This is a genomic window from Streptomyces sp. NPDC002537 (assembly GCF_053594975.1).
In genome coordinates, this window is the sequence record NZ_JBSFWT010000050.1 from 36440 (window position 1) to 54885 (window position 18446).

The window sequence follows — 18446 nt, forward strand, 5'->3', positions numbered from 1 at the left end:
GGAGCAGCCTGTGTCCGGAAAACCGTCCGGAACGCCACGTCCCACCCCGCCCACGGACCGCGCCGTCGTCGTCACCGGCGCCTCTACCGGCCTGGGCCGGGCCTGCGCCCTGCACCTCGAACGCCAGGGCTTCCGGGTCTACGCCGGTGTGCGCAAGGCGGGCGACGGCGAGCGGCTGGCCGCCGAGAGCGGCCACGGACGCCTCCACCCCCTCGTCCTGGACCTGGCCCACGAGGAATCGGTGCGCGAGGCGGCCGGGAAGGTCGCCGAGGCCGAGGGCGACAGCGGCCTGTGGGGCCTGGTGAACAACGCCGGGATCTGCGTCTCCGCCCCGCTGGAGTGCGTACCCCCCGAGCGGCTGAAGGAACAGCTCGACATCAACGTCGTCGGCAGCGTCACCGTCACCCAGTCCTTCCTGCCGCTGCTGCGGCGCGCCCGGGGCCGCGTCGTCAACGTCACCTCCGGCCTGGGCAGCGTCGCCATCCCCTACCTCGGCGCCTACGCCGCCGCCCAGTTCGCCAAGGAGGCCGTCAGCGACGCGCTGCGCCGGGAGCTGCGGCCGGCGGGCGTCGCGGTCTCGGTGGTCCAGCCGGGCGCGATCATGACGCCGATCTGGGAGAAGGTCTCCGACAGCGGCCGGTACGTCCTCGACGGTGTGCCCGACGCCGTCGCCGGCCGCTACCGCGAGACGTTCCTGCGCTTCCTGGAGACCAACGAACGCAAGGCCAGGGAGTCCAGGACCCGGCCGGAGGACTTCGCCGGGGCGGTGCACCACGCGCTGACCGCCGCCCGGCCCAGGACGCGCTACCGGGTCGGTCCGGACGCGCGGTCCGCGGGCGTCCTCGCCCGCGTCCTCCCGGACACCGCCCTCGACCGGCTCCTCACCGGGATCACCCGGCCCGCCGCCTCTCCCGCGCCCGTACGACCGCTGCGGAGTACCTCGTGAACGACACCGGCACAGCGCCGAAACTCCTGCTGGGCGAGGAACTGGTCTCCCCGCTGCACCCCGTCTACGACGGCCTGAGCGCCGACGCCCCGGTCCGCGAGGCGCTCGTGCCCGACGGCTACCGGGTCTGGCTGGTCACCCGCTACGACGAGGCCCGCGCGGTGCTGGCGGACCCCCGGGTCGCCAAGGACATGTACCGGGCCGGCGAGCTCTACAAGCGGCTCACCGGCGAGGAGCGGCCCATCATCGGCGGCGCGCTCACCCGGCACATGCTCAACTTCGACCCGCCGGACCACACCCGGCTGCGCACCCTGGTCAACAAGGCCTTCACCGCGCGCATGGTCGAACGGCTGCGCCCCAAGATCGAGGAGCTGACCGAGGAACTGCTGGACAGCCTGACCGGACGCGACGAGATCGACCTGGTCTGGGACTACGCCTTCCCGCTGCCCATCTCGGTCATCTGCGAACTGCTCGGCGTGCCCCGCGCAGACCGGCCGCTGTTCCGCACCTGGGCGGAGAAGCAGGCCGAACTCCTCGACCCGCGGGCCGCCGAGGCCGTCACCGACGACATGACCGCCTACCTGCGGGGCCTGATCCACGACAAGCGGGAGCGCCCCGCCGACGACCTGCTGACCGCCCTCATCCAGGCCCGCGACAACGAGGACCGGCTCGACGAGACCGAACTGGTGGGCATGGCCTACCTGTTGCTGAAGGCGGGCTTCGAGACCACGGTCAACCTCATCGGCAGCGGTGTGCTCCGCCTCCTGTGCAACCCGGACCAGCTGGCCGCCCTGCGCGCGGACCCCGGACTGCTGCCCGGGGCGGTCGACGAGCTCCTGCGCTACGAGGGGCCCGCCGTGATGTCCATGCTGCGCTTCACCACCGAGCCCATCACCGTGGGCGACATACCCATACCGGCGGGCGAGTTCATCCTCGTCTCGATGCGGGCCGCCAACCGCGACCCCGCCCGCTACCCCGACCCGGAGCGCTTCGACATCAAGCGCGACGCCGGTGGCCACCTCGGGTTCGGGCACGGCATCCACTACTGCGTCGGAGCCCCGGTGGGCAGGCTGGAGGCCGAGATCGCGGTCGGCCGGCTGCTGGAGCGCTTCCCGGACCTGGCCCTGGCCGCCGCCCCGGAAACGCTGACCTGGATGGACGCCACGCTGCTGCGCGGCCTGCTCGGACTGCCGGTGTCCCTCGGGCGCCCGGTACAGACACCCACGAAAGGCGGGAACACGCGATGACCGACACCGAGACCGTGCGCGAGCAGACCCAGGAGCTGTTCCTCCGCAACCTCCGGCTCCTGTCGGAGGGCAGGCTGGCGGAGTGGCTCGACCTCTACCACCCCGACAGCGTGCTGGAGTTCCCCTTCCTCCCGGAGGGCTGGCCCGCGGCGCTGACCGGCCGGGCGGCGATCGCCGAGCACATGAAGCACTTCCCGGAGCAGCTCCAGGTGTCCTTCTCCGACGTGACGTTCGTCGAGACGGCCGACCCCACGATGGTGGTCGCCGACTTCACCAGCGAGGGCACCGCCCTGGTGACCGGCCGCACCTTCCGGCAGTCCTACCTCTCGGTGGTGTGGACCCGGGACGGACTCATCACGCGCTACCGCGACTTCTGGAACCCGCTGGTGATCGTCGAGGCCCTCGGCGGCACCGAGGCGGCGGCCGGGGCCGTCACCGACTGACCGGCCGACGGACGGACGACGGAATGACGCGGCCGCCGCGCGAGACGCCTCTCGCGCGGCGGCCGTACGAGCGGGGCGCGGGTCAGCCGGCCGTGCCGACCGTCAGGTCGTACGGGTTGTCGAGGAGCGGTGAGGTCCTGCGGGACTCCACCTCGATCTCCCAGACGCCCGGCACGGGGTTCGCGTAGGACCGCGCGTCGGGGCGGCAGGTGTTCGCCGGGTTCGAGTAGTTCGGGTAGCAGTTGACCGTGGAGGTCGGGTCGGCCGGGACACCGTAGGCGTCGATGGCGATGAACCGGGTCTGGCTGCCCGCCGCCAGCCCGCCGAGGGCGACGTCCAGGGACTTCGCCCCCTTGGGCACGGTGACGAAGTACGAGGTGGTGGCGTTGCGCACCGCCTTGCCGGACTTCTTCAGCGGCTGTGCGGCCAGTGGCTCGGCGGCGATCACCGTGGTCATGATCTGCTGGTCGATGCCCTCGGTGCGGTCGTCGTCCACGGTGAGGATCGCGCTGTGCATCCCGAGGCTCTTCGGCCTGGCCTTGACCTTCACGGTCACCGGCTTGTTCAGCGGCAGCTTGACCTCGTCGGACCCGGCGAGCGCGAAGGTGCCGTCGTTGTTCCGCCACTTCAGCTCGTGCCGGACGGCCTTGTCGGGGCCCGAGGTACGGGTGACCGTGATGTCGTACGTCCGGGTGTCGCCCGGCTTGAGGCCGCCCTCACGGTCGTAGAGGCCCGTGCCGAAGCCCGGGGTCTTCAGCCGGCCGGACAGCGCGGTGGAGACCGGCGCCTTGACGGTGTAGGTGTGCGCGGTCGCGTGGTGGCGCAGCGCGTCCCAGGCGTCCTCGACGTTGATCAGGCCGGAGCCCTGCTCGTACGCCTGCACGCCCTTGATCTGCTTGGCGGTGCTGGTCAGCGCCGTCCGCAGGTCGGCGGGGGTGAGCGTCATCCGCCGCTGCTTGGCGGCGGAGATCAGCAGCGCGGAGGCGCCGGCGGCCTGCGGGGCGGCCATCGAGGTGCCCTGGAGCATGCCGTAGCCGGGCGGCAGGGCGTAGCCCGCCTCCTTGACGGGGGCGCCGGGCTCCCAGGTGGGGATGGTGTTGACCGACGCGCCGGGCGCGGTGATCGTCGGGGTGAAGCCGCCGTCCTCGCGCGGGCCGCGGGAGGAGAACGGCATCATCGCGTACCTGGTGGCGACCTCGGAGCCGTAGTTCGCCGCCCAGGTCTCCTTCGACACGGACGCGCCGACGCTGACGACCTTGTCGGCCAGCGCGGGGTCGCCGATGGTGTTGACGCCGGGGCCGCTGTTGCCCGCGGAGATCACCAGCTGCACACCGTAGGTGTCGATGAGGCGGGTGTAGAGCTCGGCGCGGGCGTTGTTGCCGTCATTGAGCGCGGGGAGCCCGCCGATCGACATGTTGACGATGTCGACGCCGTGGTTGACGACGAGGTCGATCATGCCTTCGGTGAGCGCCACGTTGGTGCAGCCGCCGCTCCAGGTGCAGGCGCGCGAGGAGACGAGCTTGGCGCCGGGCGCCGCGCCGTTCATCTTCCCGCCGAACAGCCCGTTCGCCGCGGTGATGCCCGCGACGTGGGTGCCGTGCTCGGACTCGATGACGCCGATGTTGACGAAGTCGGCCTTCTTGCCGACCCAGTCGCCGCCCTTCGGGTCCATCGGCACGTCCTTGCGGATCTGCACCGTGAAGGGAATGCGCTCGGAGAGGGGCGTCTTCGGGTCGTCCTTGCCGAACCAGCCGATCTGGAAGCCGTCCTTGTACGGCTTCATCTCCTCGTCGTCCGTGAAGTCGCCGTTGCCGTTCAGGTCGACGCGGACGGTGCCCTTCGCCTTGTCGTACAGCACGGCCCAGGAGTCGGTGGTGGTGCCGTTGCGGTTGAGGTCGCCCTTCATGTCGCCGCCCGCGGTGGCGCTCTCGCGGAAGAGCGCGACCTGGTACGTGCCGTTGCCCGGCGCCGTGTACGTGCGGCCGTCGAAGGCGAACGAGGGGCCGGTGACCTCGGTGGTCATGGGCAGCCAGGTGCCGTCGCCGTCGGTCAGCGGGTCGGTGGCGGTCACCCAGTCGACGATCTTGCGCTCGCCGGTGGTGGTCCTCTGCAGCGCCGGGTGCGCGACGTCCACGCCGGAGTCGAGGATGCCGATGGTCACCCCGCGGCCGTCGGCCTTCGGGTGGTCCTCGACGAAGCCGACGGCGCCCGTCTCGAAGGCCGGCTGGTAGGGGTTGCGCGCCGGGGTGTCCTTGCCCGGACCGGGGTAGCTCCCGGCCTTCGGCCGCCCCTTGGCGCCCGGCACGGAGTCGGCCGCGGGCGAGGGGTCGGGGAGCTTGATCTCCTGCTTGAGGTCGATGCCGTGCACCGACGGCAGCCGCTGCGCCTCGGCGATCACGGCGTCGGCCTTCGCGGTCGGCACGGTGGCCCGGACGTAGCCGAGCTTGTCGTAGGCCCGGCCGACGGAGGCGCCGTGGACGGCGTCGAGCTTCCCGGCCACCTGGGCGGTCTGCCCGGGGGCGGTCGCGATCATCATGGTGACGGTCCTGGCGCCGTCCGCCTTGGCGTCGGCGAGCAGGGCCGCGTTGTGCGAACCGAGCTTGGAGGGCGCCGAGTTGGGGCCCGGAACCGCGGGGTCCGCGGCGAGCGCGGGAACGGCGCCGGCCGCGGTGAGCGCGGCCACCAGGGCGCTCGCCGCGGCTATTCGGGTCAGGCGGTACGGGCTGCCGCGGCGCGCGCCACCGGGCGGCGCGGTCCGGTCTGTGGGGGTCATGAACGTCCCTGGCTGGGTTGACGGCGGGCATGGGCTGTACAGCGGGCGTCCGAAAATCGGAGCCGGATGATCGCTCACTTTTATGGAAGTGACGGAGGTTTGGGGAGAGTTGCCAGTGAGGGAATGTATGGATGGCGTAAACCCGCCAGAGGTCACCCAGGGAGGAACCGTGCCGAAGGGGATGTCCCGGTCATCCGCGTTCCCACGGCTCAGCAGGTATGGGCCGAACGGACCACACCACGGGCACCGGCATCAGCCGGTTGTTCCCCCGAGGGTGAACGCTGAGTGAGCGTCAGCCCGCCAGGGGACGAGTGCTGTATGTCGATTCGCAATCGCCAAGATCGATGTGAGGTGATCGGCGGCGGCCGTTGCGGTCGTGTTCACGCCGACGCCACCCCCACTGCCAACGATCCTCAGTGACAGGAGCCAGGACCGAACGGACCGTACCGCAGGACAGCCGTCAGCCCAGCACTTCGCGTTCGCACTCGGGGAGACCGCATATGCACCGCAGATCTGACAGATCCGCAGCCGCCAGCCTCGACCGCCGTACGTTCCTCGCCGCGGCGGGTGCCGTGACCACGACCACCGGCATCGGCCTGGCCCTGGGGGCGGACGGCAGCGCCTCCGCCACCGGCCCCGAGGAGGCCGCCAAGGCCGCCGCCCGCGCCTCCGCCACCCAGGCGGCGGCCGCCGCCGCGGGCGCCCCGACGGGCGCCGGCACCACCCTGGTCTCCGTCGCGGCCCCGCGCGGCAGCGGCGGCTACCGGCGGCTCGGCGACGGCCCCGGCTGGCCCCGGCGGGTGCGGTCCGAACTGGCCGCGGCCAAGGGCGGCCGGGAGGACCGGCGCACCACGCTGGCCTCCTTCGTGCAGTTCACCGACCTCCACCTCACCGACGTCCAGCACCCGTTGCGCTACGAGTTCTTCCGCGCGGGGGAGCCCGGCGCCTGGCGGCCGCACGAGGCGCTCACCCTGCCCGGCGTGGTCTCCCTGGTCGAACGCGTCAACAAGCTGCGCCGCGGCCCCGTCACCGGCTCCCCGTTCGGTTTCGTCATCACCACCGGCGACAACGGCGACGAGAACGCCAGGATCGAGGTCGAGTGGTTCCTCACCGCCCTCAGCGGCGGCCGGATGAACCCCAACACCGGTGACCCGCGCCACTACGAGGGCGTCCAGAACAGCGGCCTCAAGCTCTTCTGGCACCCCGAGAGCTCCCTGCGCGACCAGGACAAGCAGCTCGGCTACCCGCGCATCGACGGCTACCTCGCCGCCGCCACCCGCGCCGTCAACAGCCCCGGCCTCAACATCCCCTGGTACTCCACCTTCGGCAACCACGACCTGCTGTCCGGCGGCTGCTACCCGGCCGCGGGCACCTTCATCCAGGACGCCGCCGTCGGCAACAAGAAGCTCCAGACCATCTCCGCCGCCGAGGCGAAGTGGCTGATGGACGGCGAGTCCAAGGGCGCCGACCCCAAGGGCGAGCGCATCCGCGACCTGCTGCGCGCCCACAAGAAGGAGATGCGCACGGTCACCCCGGACCCGCGCCGCGTCCCGCTGACCGCGCACCAGTACGTCGCCGCGCACCTCGACCGCCGGTTCACCGGCCACGGCCCCGTCGGCCACGGCTACACCCGCGACAACCTCGACTCCGGCGAGCTCTACTACTCCTTCCGCGTCTCCGACCGCGTCATCGGCATCAGCCTCGACTCCACCGACCCCGGCGGCCACTACCAGGGGTCGATCGGCACAGCCCAACTCGCCTGGCTGGACCGGACGCTGAAGCGCTACGCCGACAAGTACGCGCTCGTCTTCAGCCACCACCCGAGCTGGAGCATGGACAACCTCAACCCCGACCCCGCCAACCCCGACGACGACCGGCACGACGGCGACGAGCTGATCACCCTCCTCCAGAGCCACAACAACGTGCTCGCCTGGATCAACGGTCACAGCCACCGCAACCGCATCAGGCCCCGCGGCTCCTTCTGGGAGATCGCCACCGCCTCCCATGTGGACTACCCCCAGCTGGCGCGGATCATCGAGGTCACGGACAACCACGACGGCACGGTCTCCCTCTTCACCACGCTCATCGAGTCCGCGGCCCCCTACCGCACCGACTTCGGCGACCTCTCCCAGACCGGCCTCGCGTCCCTCTACCGCGAGCTGGCCTTCAACGCCCCCGGTGCGGACACCTCCCTCGGCGGCGCGGCCGACGACCGCAACACCGAGCTGCTGCTGCGCAGGCGCTGACCTCGGCGCGGTCAGCGCGGCAGGACGATCAGATAGGCGGCCGGGTCGCGGTCGGCCGACGCCATCAGGGCGGTACGGACCACCGCGGCCTGCTGCTCGGGGGTGTCCCGCAGCTTCTTCGGCGTCACGTGCACCACGGTGATCCCCAGCCGTTCCAGGTGCTCGCGCTTGCGGTACTGCTCCGACCACAGCGCCTCGTCGTCCTGGCGCGGCGTACGGGAGTCGATCTCCAGCGCGACGCTGTGCTCGGGCCAGAACGCGTCCACCCGCCCCAGGCACGGGCCCCCGGGCAGCCGGAGGTCGACGTTCCACAGCGGTTCGGGCAGCTCGTGGTCGCGCACCAGGTCGTACAGCCTGCCCTCGGCGACGGCCCGGCTCTCGGCGAGCAGCGTGTCGACGGCGTCCACCACGTGCGCCCGCCCCAGCAGCCGGGCGTGCGACAACTCCCGTACGACGGCCTGGGCTTCGCAGTGCCCCTCGCGGACGGCCTCGGTCAGCACCCGGCGCACCGCGGCGGCGTCGGTCAGCTGGGCGACGGCATCGGCCACCGCGCGGGCGGCGGGCGCGACCGGGATGCCGGTCAGCGTCCGTGGGTGCGGCAGCACGTGCGCCCGTACGAGCCGGACGAACCCGGTCGTCCGCAGCCGGCGGGTACGGGGCACGAGCACGTCGATGCGGTCGAGGGAGAGCAGCGGGGGGACGGACGTGAACCGGTGCAGGGCGAGCGCCGCCGCCCCGGTGATCATGGCGTTGCCGTAGTGGCCCGCCGCGGCCTCCCGGGCGGCGGCGGTGGCCGTGGCCGGACCGGGCTGCGAGGGCGGGCCCTGGGTGCGCGGCACGGTGTACATCAGCGCGGCGTGCAGCCGCTCCTCACTGGTCGCCGGGCCGGTACGGAGCAGGAACACGCCGGGAAGCAACTGCTGCCACGGCCCGCCGGGGCGGCAGCGCTCGGTCACGATGGCACCCGGTACGCCGTGTTCCCGGAGCTGACGTGACGTCATCACACGGTGCCGCACGTCGGAGAGGTGGTGCAGGGGGCGGGGCGAGAGCGGTGTTTCGTGATTCATGTCCGGGGACTTCCCGCGCTCTACCCTTGAGCTAACCGCGTGTTACGAACCTGTCGGCAAACCAGGACAACTCCGCGCTAAAGTACGGGCGTTCGACGGCCGATGGTATTTGTTCCCCAGCCCCGCCCCTTCCCGAAACCGGGGGAGACCCCCGGACCCCCAACCGCGCTGACGCGCGGTGTCCTCAAACGCCGGACGGGCTGGATTTTGCGGACTGTGGCTCTTTGGCCTGCGGCCCGCAGGCTGGCGGCCCGCAGGCTGCGGGCTACGCCGGCAAAATCAGCCCGTCCGGCGTTTGAGGACGCGGCCGCAGGCCGCCCCCGCCGCAGGCGGCAACGGACCCGCACCCCGGAACGTCAGCCAGCGGCGACGTCACACGCCTGCGCCCGCAGCGCGCGGGCGAGGTCGTCGCGGGCCTCGAGCACCAGTCGCCGCAGCGCCGGCGCAGCCGCCCCGTGCGAGGAGAGCCACGCGTCCGTCGCGTCCAGCGTCCGCCGGTCCCCCTGGAGGAGGGGGAAGAGCCCGCGGACGACGGCCATGCCGATCTCGATCGACCGCTCCTGCCAGACCCGCTCGATCGAAGCGAAGTACCGCTCCGCGTAAGGGGTCAGCAGCGACCGCTGCGACGGCTGGTTCCAGCCCGCGATGGTCGCCTCGGCGAGCGCGTTGGAGAGGGCGTCGGAGTCCACGACCGCGGCCCACGCCTCCGCCTTGACCTCGGCGGACGGCCGGGCCGCCAGGCAGCGCACCTGGTGCCGCTTGCCGGACGCGGTGTTGTCGCGGGCGAGCTCGGCGGCGATCGCCGCCTCGTCGGCCGCGCCCCGGGCGGCGAGCGTGCCCAGGAAGTCCCAGCGCAGCTCCTGGTCGACCTCCAGCCCGTCGATCCTCGCGGCCCCGTCCAGCAGCCCGCGCAGCAGCTGGAGGTCGGCCCCGTCACCGGCGAGCTGTGCGAAGAAGCGCGCCCACGCGAGCTGGTGGCCGCTGCCCGGCTCGGCGAGCCGCAGCTCGCGCAGCGCGCTCCCGGCGAGCGACCGGCCGCCCCGCTCGCGCCAGTCGGGGGCCGCGTAGTGCACCAGGGCGCTCTGCGCCCAGCTCTGCAGCATCTGCAGCACGCCGACCTCGGTCTCCGCCCCGGCGAAGCGCTCCACGAGGTCCACGAAGTCACGGGCGGGCATCAGCCCGTCCCGCGTGAGGTTCCACAGCGCCGACCAGCACAGGGCGCGCGCGAGCGGATCGGTGAGCTCGCCCAGGTGCTTGCGGAGGGTCGCCAGCGAGCCCTCGTCGAAGCGGATCTTGCAGTAGGTGAGGTCGTCGTCGTTGACCAGGACGAGCTCCGGCCGCTCGGCGCCCGCCAGTTCGGACACGACCGTGCGCGGACCGGAGACGTCCACCTCGGCGCGGGCGTAGCGGACGAGCGCGCCGTCGGCCTCCCGGCGGTGGTAGAGGCCGACCGCCACCCGGTGCGGGCGCAGCTCGGGGTGCGGCTCCGCGGCCTCCTGGAGGACCGCGAGCTCCGTGATCCGGTCGGCCGCGTCACAGGTGACCTGCGGCGTAAGGGAGTTGACGCCCGCCGTCTGCAGCCAGGAGCGGGACCAGCCGGCCATGTCCCGGCCCGAGGTCTCCTCCAGCACGGACAGCAGGTCCTCCAGCCGGGTGTTGCCGTAGGCGTTGCGCTTGAAGTAGCGGCGGGCGCCCTCCAGGAACGCGTCGCGCCCCACGTAGGCGACGAGCTGCTTGAGGACCGAGGCGCCCTTGGCGTAGGTGATGCCGTCGAAGTTGAGCTTGGCGTCCTCCAGGTCACGGATGTCGGCCGTGACCGGGTGGGTGGACGGCAGCTGGTCGGCGCGGTACGCCCAGGACTTGCGCTGGTTGGCGAAGGTGATCCAGGCGTTCTCGTAACGCGTCGCCTCGACCTGCGAGAACGAGCCCATGAAGTCGGCGAACGACTCCTTGAGCCACAGGTCGTCCCACCACTCCATGGTCACCAGGTCGCCGAACCACATGTGCGCCATCTCGTGCAGGATGACGTTGGCCCGCCGCTCGTACGACGAGTCGGTCACCTTGCCGCGGAAGACGAACTCCTCCCGGAAGGTCACACAGCCCGGGTTCTCCATCGCGCCGATGTTGTACTCGGGCACGAACGCCTGGTCGTACTTCCCGAAGGGGTACGGGTAGTCGAAGTTGTCGTGGAAGAAGTCCAGGCCCTGCTTGGTGACCGTGAAGATCTCGTCGGCGTCGAAGTACCGGGCGAGCCCCTTGCGGCACAGCGCGGCCAGCGGGATCTCCAGGACCTGGCCTCCCCCAGAGCCTTCGGCCTGGGAGGTACCCCCATCGAACGTCCGGCTGTAGTGGTCGCGGACCACGTGGTACGGGCCGGCGACCACGGCCGTGATGTAGGTGGAGATCGGCTTCGTGGGCACGAAGCGCCAGGTGGCGGCGGAGTCCCCGGCGGGCTCGGGCTCGCCGTCCGCCGCCCCGTTGCCGAGCACGGTCCAGTCGGCGGGCGCGGTCACCGAGAAGGTGAACGGCGCCTTGAGGTCGGGCTGTTCGAAGTTGGCGAAGACCCGGCGGGCGTCGGCGGGTTCGTACTGCGTGTAGAGGTAGACCTCGCCGTCCTCGGGGTCGACGAAGCGGTGCAGGCCCTCGCCGGTCCGGCTGTACGCGCACTGGGCGTCCACGACCAGGACGTTCTCCGCGGCGAGCGACGGCAGCGCGATCCGCGTGCCGTCGAAGACCGCCGACGGGTCCAGCTTCTCGCCGTTGAGGGTCACGGAGGTGACCGACGGCGCCACGAGGTCGGCGAAGCTGCCCGCCCCCGGCTCGGCGCAGCGGAAGCGGATCGTGGTCACGGAACGGAAGGTGCGGTGCTCCGGGCCCTCGCCCACCGCGGACCGCAGATCGAGCGCCACGTCGTAGGCGTCCACCGCCAGCAGCCGGGCCCTGTCGCGGGCCTCCTCACGGGTCAGATTCTCACCGGGCACGGTGGCTCCCTCGGCTTCGTCTCGTATCTCGGACAACATCAGGAATCATGGCACGGGCGGTGTTGTTGAAACCCCCACTGATCAGCTCGAAAGAGCTCACTAGAGGAGATTCAGGTGACCGCTCCCGAGAAGACCGTCGCGGACTTCTGGTTCGACCCCATCTGCCCCTGGGCCTGGATGACCTCCCGCTGGATGCTTGAGGTCGAGAAGGTCCGCCCGGTCGAGGTGCGCTGGCATGTCATGAGCCTGGCCGTCCTCAACGAGAACAAACTCGACGAGCTTCCGGCGGAGTACGCGGAGGCGATGCGCCCCGGCAGTGCCTCCTGGCACCCGGTGCGGGTCTGCATAGCCGCCGCGAAGAAGCACGGCCCGGAGGTGCTGGGCGCGCTCTACACGGCGCTCGGCACCCGTCTGCACAACCAGGGCCTGCCGCGCGACCGCGCGACGATCGAGGCCGCGCTGGCGGAGGCCGGTCTTCCGGTGGAGCTGGCGTACGCGGCGTACACCGACGCGTACGACGAGGAACTGCGCGCCTCGCACAAGGAGGGCATCGACAAGGTCGGCGAGGACGTCGGCACCCCGGTCATCGCGGTACCGGGCGCGGACGGCGAGGAGGTCGCCTTCTTCGGCCCGGTCGTCACCCCCGCCCCCAAGGGCGAGGCCGCGGCCAGACTGTGGGACGGCACCCTGCTGGTCGCCTCGACGCCGGGCTTCTACGAGATCAAGAGGACGCGGACGCAGGGGCCGATTTTCGACTGACGGCAGCGCCGGGCCCGGCCGGGGGTCCGGGGGTTGTCCCCCGGGGGGCGCAGTAAGAGGACGCGGACGCAGGGGCCGATTTTCGACTGACGGTCCTCGACCGACGGGTCGATGCGCGCGGTTCGACGGGCGGTGGCCGATCCGGTCCCTTAATGTCCGGGTATGGGCAAGACGGACCTCTCCCGGCCGCTGGGCCGCGCGGGCGGCCGGGCGGACACCGAGCCGCCGGGCGGCCACGCCCGCTTCGCGGAGCTCCCCGTACGTCCGTACGACCTGCTGATGCGGGCCGTCTGCCGGGCCCTGCCCCCGATCTGGGGCGCACTGGGGCTGCGGCAGACGGCCGGTACGCTCCGGCACTATCTGCGGGGCAACGGTGCTCCCTACCGGGTGGACGCCGCGCAGCTGCTCGCCCTCCCGGGGGTACGGTCCGCGGCGGAGGGGCAGCTGGACCGCTGGCGTGCGGAGGCACTCGTCCGGTGGCGGAACGGCCCCCGTACGCCCTCCGCCTACCCGGCGGACAGCGGCTGGCGGGGTGTGCCGATCGCCCGCCGGGGGAGCGTGGACTGGTGGCTCGCGCTGCGCGGGGTCGACTACCGGCTGACGGGCACGGTGCGGGTGGACGCGGGCGGGGAAACGGCCGTCGACTACCGCTTCGCCGTCCACCGGAGCTGGACCTTCGACCGCGGCGAGTCGGCGTACGGCCTGCCCTTCACGGCTTTCGCCCGCCTCCACGAGGCGGGCCTGGCCCGCGAGTTCACGGTGACGGGGGAGGCGTTCGGTCACGCGTGACCGGGGCGCCCTCCTGCCCGGGGCTGCGCCCCGGACCCCGCAACATGGCTTCGCCGCGTTGTCCTCAATCGCCGGACCGGTTGATCTGCGGCCCGCAAGTTTTGCGGACCGCGGTCCGCAAATCCAGTCCGTCCGGCGTTTGAGGACGCGGCCGCAGGCCGCCCCCGCCGCAGGCGGCAACGGGCCGGTCACCCGGAAAGGGAAACGCCCCCGTGCGAACCACTCGCACGGGGGCGCGTCACTGCCACGTGAAGGGTGAGAAGACGATCACGAGCAGGACGTATCAGGGCAGGGTTACGGCGCCAGCAGAAGAACGTCGTCGCGGCCCTTCGCGGCCGCGTACCGCTTGGCGACGTCCTGCCAGTTGACGACCTGCCACATGGCCTCGATGAAGTCGACCTTCTGGTTCTTGTACTGGAGATAGAAGGCGTGCTCCCAGGCGTCGAAGACCAGGATCGGGACCGAGCCCTGGCCGACGTTGCCCTGGTGGTCGTAGACCTGCTCGACGATGAGGCGGCCGCTGAGCGGCTCGTAGGCGAGGACGCCCCAGCCGGAGCCCTGCGTGGTCGCCGACGCCTTGGTCAGCTGCGCCTTGAACTTCCCGAAGGAGCCGAAGGACTCGGCGATGGCGTCCGCCAGCTCGCCCACGCCGTCCTTGTCCAGGGGCTCGCCGCCGCCGTCGCCGGACATGTTCTGCCAGTAGATGCTGTGCAGGATGTGGCCGGAGAGGTGGAAGGCCAGGTTCTTCTCCAGGCCGTTGACCGCGCCCCACTGGTCCTTGTCACGGGCCTCGGCGAGCTGTTCCAGCGTGTCGTTCGCGCCCTTGACGTACGCGGCGTGGTGCTTGTCGTGGTGCAGCTCGATGATCTTCGCATCGATGACCGGCTGCAGCGCCGCGTAATCGTAGGGGAGTTCAGGAAGTGTGTAGATGGCCATGCCGAGCCCTCCGACTGCTTATTGCAATTAACTTGCAGGTAGACGCTATCAGCAAGTGCCTGAAGAAAGCGGTGATGGGGGTGGGCTTCGGTCCAAAGACGGAGGCGGGGTAGGTCCTGAAGATCAGGACCTACCCCGCCTCGTGCGCAAGGGTGCTGGCGGAGCGTCAGCTTCCGGCCGGGCGGCGGCGCGCCAGCGCCCGCTGCCGGGCGTAGCCGAAGGCCGCGAGGGCCACGGTGAGACCCGCGGTGGCGTACAGCTGGACCCGGGTGTCCTGCTCGCGCAGCATCAGGGCCAGGGTGGCGAGGATCCCGGCGAGGGCCACGAACGTGATGTACGGGAACCACCACATGCGCACCACGAGCTTCTCCGGTGCCTCCTGCTCCAGCCGGCGGCGCATCAGCAGCTGGGTTACGGCGATGAAGGCCCACACCACCAGCACGGCGGCGCCGGTCATGTAGAGCAGCCACTTGAAGACGGTGTCGGGCCACCAGTAGCTCAGCAGCACCGCGAAGAAGCCGAAGGCGGAGGAGGCCAGCACGGTCATCCGCGGCACCCCGCCGCTGACCTTGCCGAGGAAGCGGGGACCCTCGCCGCGCTGGACGAGCGAGTACGACATCCGGGAGGCGCCGTAGATGTTGGCGTTCATCGCGGAGAGCAGCGCGATCAGCACGATCACGTTCATGATCTGTCCGGCCGCGGGGATGTCGAGGTGGTCGAGGACGGCGACGTACGGGCCGGTCTCGGTGATCGACTTGTCGGTCCACGGGATCAGCGTGACGACCACCAGCATCGAGCCCACGTAGAACAGGGCGATGCGCCACATCGCCGTGCGGACGGCCTTCGCGACGCCCTTGACCGGCTGCTCGGACTCGGCGGCCGCGATCGTCACCGTCTCCAGCCCGCCGTAGGCGAAGACCGAGGCCAGCAGGCCCGCGGCGAGGCCGTCGAGGCCGCTGGGCAGGAAGCCGCCGTGGCCGGTGAGGTTGTCGGCGCCCGGCGCCGAGGTGCCCGGCAGCAACCCGAAGATCGCCAGCAGGCCGAGCACCAGGAAGAGGCCGATCGCGCCCACCTTCAGCGCGGCGAACCAGAACTCGAACTCGCCGAAGTTGCTGACCGCCGCCAGGTTGGTGCCGCAGAAGACGGCCATGAAGATCAGGACCCACATCCAGGAGGGTGTGGAGGGGAACCACGACTGCATGATGTGGGCCGCGCCGATCGCCTCGACGGCGATGCCCACGCACAGTTCCACCCAGAACATCCAGCCCACGGTGAACCCGGCCCAGGGGCCGATCGCCCGCTCGGCGTGCACCGAGAAGGTGCCCGAGGCGGGGTTGGCCGCGGCCATCTCGCCCAGCATCCGCATCACGAGCATCACCAGCAGCCCGGAGGCCGCGTAGGCGAGCACGATGCCCGGACCGGCCGCCGCGATGCCCGCGCCCGAGCCCACGAAGAGGCCCGCGCCGATCACACCGCCGAGGGCGATCATCGACAGATGACGCTGCTTGAGGCCGTGCGACAGATCCTTGTCGCCCGGCGCCTGAGCGGTGACCCCGTCATCGCGCGGTGGCGCGGAGGAGGTCTCAGGTATCCGAGTCATGTCGTGTGATTCCCGTGGGGTGAGAGCGGAAAGTTGCCTCAGTGTGGAGGCCATGTTCGCTCAGGACAACAGTTGTGACATTGCTGTCCGATATCTAGACGGCAATGTCACTGACTGTGCATGACAGGTCTCTGCTGAAGCAACCTATATAGCGGCTGGAACGGACGAAACGCCTCCGTTCGCGGCCCTCCCCGGTCACCCGACGGTCACTCACCGCATCAGTCAGGCGCGTCGCCTCAGGCGGAGCTCGCGGACGCCCGCGACCAGCAGCACCAGGCCCGTCGCCCCGGCGGACCACAGCAGTTGGGGCCGCGCGCCGTCGTCCGTGAGCATCAGGACGAGCACGGCGCCCATCCCCGCCAGCGCGACCCACGTCAGATACGGGAACGCCCACATCCGCAGCGTCAGCCGCTCCGGTGCCTCCCGCTCGATCCGCCGCCGCAGCCGCAGCTGCGAGGCCGCGATCAGACCCCACACGAACAGCAGCACCGCGCCGACCGCGTTCAGCAGGTACCGGAAGATCGAGTCCGGCCACTCCAGGTTCAATATGACCGAGGCGAAACCGAAGACCACCGAGGCGAGGACCGCCCGGCGCGGCACCCCGCCGCCCGACACCTTCAGCAGGGAGCGCGGCGCCTCCCCCCGCTCGGCGAGCGAGAAGACCATCCGGGACGACCCGTAGAGGTTGGCGTTCAGCGCGGACAGCAGCGCCACGAAGACCACGATGTTCATGATCTGCCCGGCCCCGGGCACCCCGATATGGTCCAGGACCGCCACGTACGGGCTCTTCCCGGGCACGATCGACGACCACGGCAGCACGGTGACGATGACGAGCATCGAGCCCACGTAGAAGAAGAGGATGCGCCACACCGCGCTGCGCACCGCCCGGCCCACCGCGCGCGCCGGGTCGTCCGACTCGGCGGCGGCGATGGTGACGACCTCCAGGCCGCCGAAGGCGAACACGACGGCGAGCACGCCGGAGACGACACCGCTCCAGCCGTTCGGCAGGAAGCCGCCCTGGCCGGTGAGGTTGGTGAAGCCCACCGCGTGGGTGTCCGGCAGCAGCCCGAAGACCGCCAGCAGGCCGAGCGCCAGGAAGAGGACGATCGCGCCGACCTTCAGCGTCGCGAACCAGAACTCGAACTCACCGAAGTTCTTCACCGCGGCGAGGTTGGCGGCCGTGAAGACCACCATGAACAGCAGCACCCAGGACCACGTCGGCACCGACGGCAGCCAGCCGTTGGCGATCTGCGCGGCGCCCGTCGCCTCCACGGCGAGCACGACCACCAGCAGGAACCAGTAGAGCCAGCCGACCGTGAACCCGGCCCACCGCCCCAGCGCCCGCTCCGCGTGCACCGAGAAGGCGCCCGACGCGGGCATCGCCGACGACATCTCGCCGAGCATCCGCATCACCAGCATCGCGAGCGCGCCCGCGATCAGATACGAGACGATGATCCCGGGACCCGCGACGGCGATCCCGCCGCCGGAGCCGACGAACAGCCCCGCCCCGATCACCCCGCCCAGCCCCAGCATCGTCAGATGCCGCTGCTTCAGCCCGGCGGAAAGGGGCTCCTTCTCGCCGCTCAGCGGCTCGGCGACAGGCGGTGCGTCATGCATGGCGCTCGTACTCTCGGATCTGTGCGATGGGCGCAAAAAGGATGCGAAGGTCTTCCACACTCTCCCGAGGGAGCGGCAGACGCCAAGCTTCGCCGGTCCGTCGTGACGAGCATCACTCGCGCGACGGGAACGGTCCGCGCGGGCGTGCGCCCTTAGCAGCGCCGACCCGGGACGACGCCGCTCGGAACTCTCCAAAGCGGGGCGGTCCGCCTTTGTCGCCGTCGGCCGGTGCCCGCGCGGAAGCCCTCGATTACCGTCGACGCGTCCCCTGATCTTCCCTTGATCTTCCCTTTCGCCCCGCGGAGTACCGATGGCCACCGCTGCCCCAGTAACCCGGACCGGTACGGTCCTCGCCGATCTGCTCCCCGCCTCCACCGCGGGGCGCGCCCGCGTCCGCGACGCCGCCCTGATCCTCGGCGGCGCGGCGCTGACCGGCGTCGCCGCCCAGATCGCCGTGCCGGTCCCGGGCTCGCCGGTCCCGGTCAGCGGCCAGACCTTCGCGGTCCTGCTCACCGGCACCGCGCTCGGCGCTCGCCGCGGCTTCCTCTCCCTCGCCCTCTACGCCCTCGCCGGCCTGGCCGGAGTGCCGTGGTTCGCCGAGGGCCGGTCCGGCGCGGGCTTCGCCTCCTTCGGCTACGTCCTCGGCATGATGCTGGCCGCCACCGTCGTCGGCGCCCTGGCCCGCCGCGGCGCGGACCGCTCGGTGCCGCGCACCGCGGGCGCCATGGTCCTGGGCTCCGCGATCGTCTACGCGGTCGGCGTCCCCTACCTGGCGCTGTACGCCCACCTCCCGGCGGCCGACGCGATCGCCGCGGGCCTGACGCCGTTCCTGATCGGCGACGCGCTCAAGGCGGCCCTGGCCATGGGCGTCCTCCCCACGGCGTGGAAGCTGCTGGGCCGCCGCGGCTGAGCCCTCTATATACGTACGGGTATATACGTACGGGTATACGTACGGGCCGGGCCCGCGCCCCTGAGACATGTCAGGGCCCGCGAACGCACGGAGCGCTCACGGCCTCCGCCCAGAGCCTCACCCTTACGCCAC

At 71.4% G+C, this 18446-nt stretch carries 13 protein-coding genes; 7 read left to right on the forward strand and 6 right to left on the reverse strand.

Annotated features, from left to right (window positions below):
- The first annotated feature begins 10 nt into the window (after positions 1-10).
- Genes ACWD4A_RS22140 through ACWD4A_RS22150 form a run of 3 tightly spaced genes read left to right on the forward strand, consistent with a single transcriptional unit; the run spans position 11 to position 2636 of the window.
- A complete protein-coding gene (locus ACWD4A_RS22140; protein ID WP_451196371.1) occupies positions 11-946 on the forward strand; it encodes an SDR family NAD(P)-dependent oxidoreductase in 936 nt (311 codons plus the stop codon).
- Positions 943-2193 carry a cytochrome P450 family protein gene (locus tag ACWD4A_RS22145; RefSeq protein WP_451196373.1) on the forward strand — a complete coding sequence of 417 codons (1251 nt, stop codon included), beginning with the start codon at positions 943-945 and terminating at the stop codon, positions 2191-2193. The genes ACWD4A_RS22140 and ACWD4A_RS22145 overlap by 4 nt, the downstream gene beginning before the upstream one ends.
- A complete protein-coding gene (locus tag ACWD4A_RS22150) occupies positions 2190-2636 on the forward strand; it encodes a nuclear transport factor 2 family protein (RefSeq protein WP_451196375.1) in 447 nt (148 codons plus the stop codon). The genes ACWD4A_RS22145 and ACWD4A_RS22150 overlap by 4 nt, the downstream gene beginning before the upstream one ends.
- A gap of 82 nt (positions 2637-2718) precedes the next feature.
- On the opposite strand, the gene ACWD4A_RS22155 is transcribed toward ACWD4A_RS22150, so the two are convergent.
- Positions 2719-5409 carry a S8 family serine peptidase gene (locus ACWD4A_RS22155; RefSeq protein ID WP_451196378.1) on the reverse strand — a complete coding sequence of 897 codons (2691 nt, stop codon included), beginning with the start codon at positions 5407-5409 and terminating at the stop codon, positions 2719-2721.
- Positions 5410-5909: 500 nt separating this feature from the next.
- Here ACWD4A_RS22155 and ACWD4A_RS22160 point away from each other — a divergent pair, with 500 nt between their 5' ends.
- Entirely contained in the window at positions 5910-7655 is a 1746-nt protein-coding gene (locus ACWD4A_RS22160; protein ID WP_451196381.1) for a TIGR03767 family metallophosphoesterase, read from the forward strand.
- Positions 7656-7666: 11 nt separating this feature from the next.
- Here the strand turns inward: ACWD4A_RS22160 and ACWD4A_RS22165 are convergent, their stop codons facing one another.
- Together ACWD4A_RS22165 and pepN are read right to left on the reverse strand one after the other, a co-directional pair.
- Positions 7667-8722, reverse strand: a complete 1056-nt coding sequence (locus ACWD4A_RS22165; RefSeq protein WP_451196383.1) for a hypothetical protein — start codon at positions 8720-8722, stop codon at positions 7667-7669.
- Between the two features lie 356 nt (positions 8723-9078).
- Positions 9079-11703: an aminopeptidase N gene (gene pepN, locus ACWD4A_RS22170; protein WP_451196385.1), complete on the reverse strand. Its 2625-nt coding sequence runs from the start codon at positions 11701-11703 to the stop codon at positions 9079-9081.
- A gap of 114 nt (positions 11704-11817) precedes the next feature.
- Between pepN and ACWD4A_RS22175 the strand changes: the two genes are divergently transcribed.
- Together ACWD4A_RS22175 and ACWD4A_RS22180 are read left to right on the forward strand one after the other, a co-directional pair.
- Complete coding sequence (locus ACWD4A_RS22175) at positions 11818-12462, forward strand: DsbA family oxidoreductase (protein ID WP_451196388.1); 645 nt, start codon at positions 11818-11820, stop codon at positions 12460-12462.
- A gap of 162 nt (positions 12463-12624) precedes the next feature.
- Complete coding sequence (locus ACWD4A_RS22180) at positions 12625-13251, forward strand: hypothetical protein (protein ID WP_451196390.1); 627 nt, start codon at positions 12625-12627, stop codon at positions 13249-13251.
- A gap of 294 nt (positions 13252-13545) precedes the next feature.
- On the opposite strand, the gene ACWD4A_RS22185 is transcribed toward ACWD4A_RS22180, so the two are convergent.
- The 3 genes from ACWD4A_RS22185 to ACWD4A_RS22195 all read right to left on the reverse strand — a co-directional run bounded on the left by ACWD4A_RS22185 (position 13546) and on the right by ACWD4A_RS22195 (position 17404).
- Entirely contained in the window at positions 13546-14187 is a 642-nt protein-coding gene (locus ACWD4A_RS22185; RefSeq protein ID WP_451196393.1) for a superoxide dismutase, read from the reverse strand.
- A gap of 166 nt (positions 14188-14353) precedes the next feature.
- Positions 14354-15787 carry an amino acid permease gene (locus tag ACWD4A_RS22190; RefSeq protein ID WP_451196395.1) on the reverse strand — a complete coding sequence of 478 codons (1434 nt, stop codon included), beginning with the start codon at positions 15785-15787 and terminating at the stop codon, positions 14354-14356.
- A gap of 222 nt (positions 15788-16009) precedes the next feature.
- On the reverse strand, positions 16010-17404 hold the full coding sequence (locus ACWD4A_RS22195) for an amino acid permease (protein WP_451196398.1): 1395 nt from the start codon (positions 17402-17404) through the stop codon (positions 16010-16012).
- 310 nt (positions 17405-17714) lie between these two features.
- On the opposite strand from ACWD4A_RS22195, the gene ACWD4A_RS22200 reads away from it, so the two are divergent.
- Positions 17715-18314, forward strand: a complete 600-nt coding sequence (locus ACWD4A_RS22200) for a biotin transporter BioY (protein ID WP_451196401.1) — start codon at positions 17715-17717, stop codon at positions 18312-18314.
- The last annotated feature ends 132 nt before the right edge of the window (positions 18315-18446 follow it).

What these genes read in the sequence shown, in the direction of transcription:
- ACWD4A_RS22150 (WP_451196375.1), top strand. Translation starts at nt 2,190, where the DNA reads ATGACCGACACCGAGACCGTGCGCGAGCAGACCCAGGAGCTGTTCCTC.
- ACWD4A_RS22155 (WP_451196378.1), bottom strand. Translation starts at nt 5,409, where the DNA reads ATGACCCCCACAGACCGGACCGCGCCGCCCGGTGGCGCGCGCCGCGGC.
- ACWD4A_RS22160 (WP_451196381.1), top strand. Translation starts at nt 5,910, where the DNA reads ATGCACCGCAGATCTGACAGATCCGCAGCCGCCAGCCTCGACCGCCGT.
- ACWD4A_RS22165 (WP_451196383.1), bottom strand. Translation starts at nt 8,722, where the DNA reads ATGAATCACGAAACACCGCTCTCGCCCCGCCCCCTGCACCACCTCTCC.
- ACWD4A_RS22180 (WP_451196390.1), top strand. Translation starts at nt 12,625, where the DNA reads ATGGGCAAGACGGACCTCTCCCGGCCGCTGGGCCGCGCGGGCGGCCGG.
- ACWD4A_RS22185 (WP_451196393.1), bottom strand. Translation starts at nt 14,187, where the DNA reads ATGGCCATCTACACACTTCCTGAACTCCCCTACGATTACGCGGCGCTG.
- ACWD4A_RS22190 (WP_451196395.1), bottom strand. Translation starts at nt 15,787, where the DNA reads ATGACTCGGATACCTGAGACCTCCTCCGCGCCACCGCGCGATGACGGG.
- ACWD4A_RS22195 (WP_451196398.1), bottom strand. Translation starts at nt 17,404, where the DNA reads ATGCATGACGCACCGCCTGTCGCCGAGCCGCTGAGCGGCGAGAAGGAG.
- ACWD4A_RS22200 (WP_451196401.1), top strand. Translation starts at nt 17,715, where the DNA reads ATGGCCACCGCTGCCCCAGTAACCCGGACCGGTACGGTCCTCGCCGAT.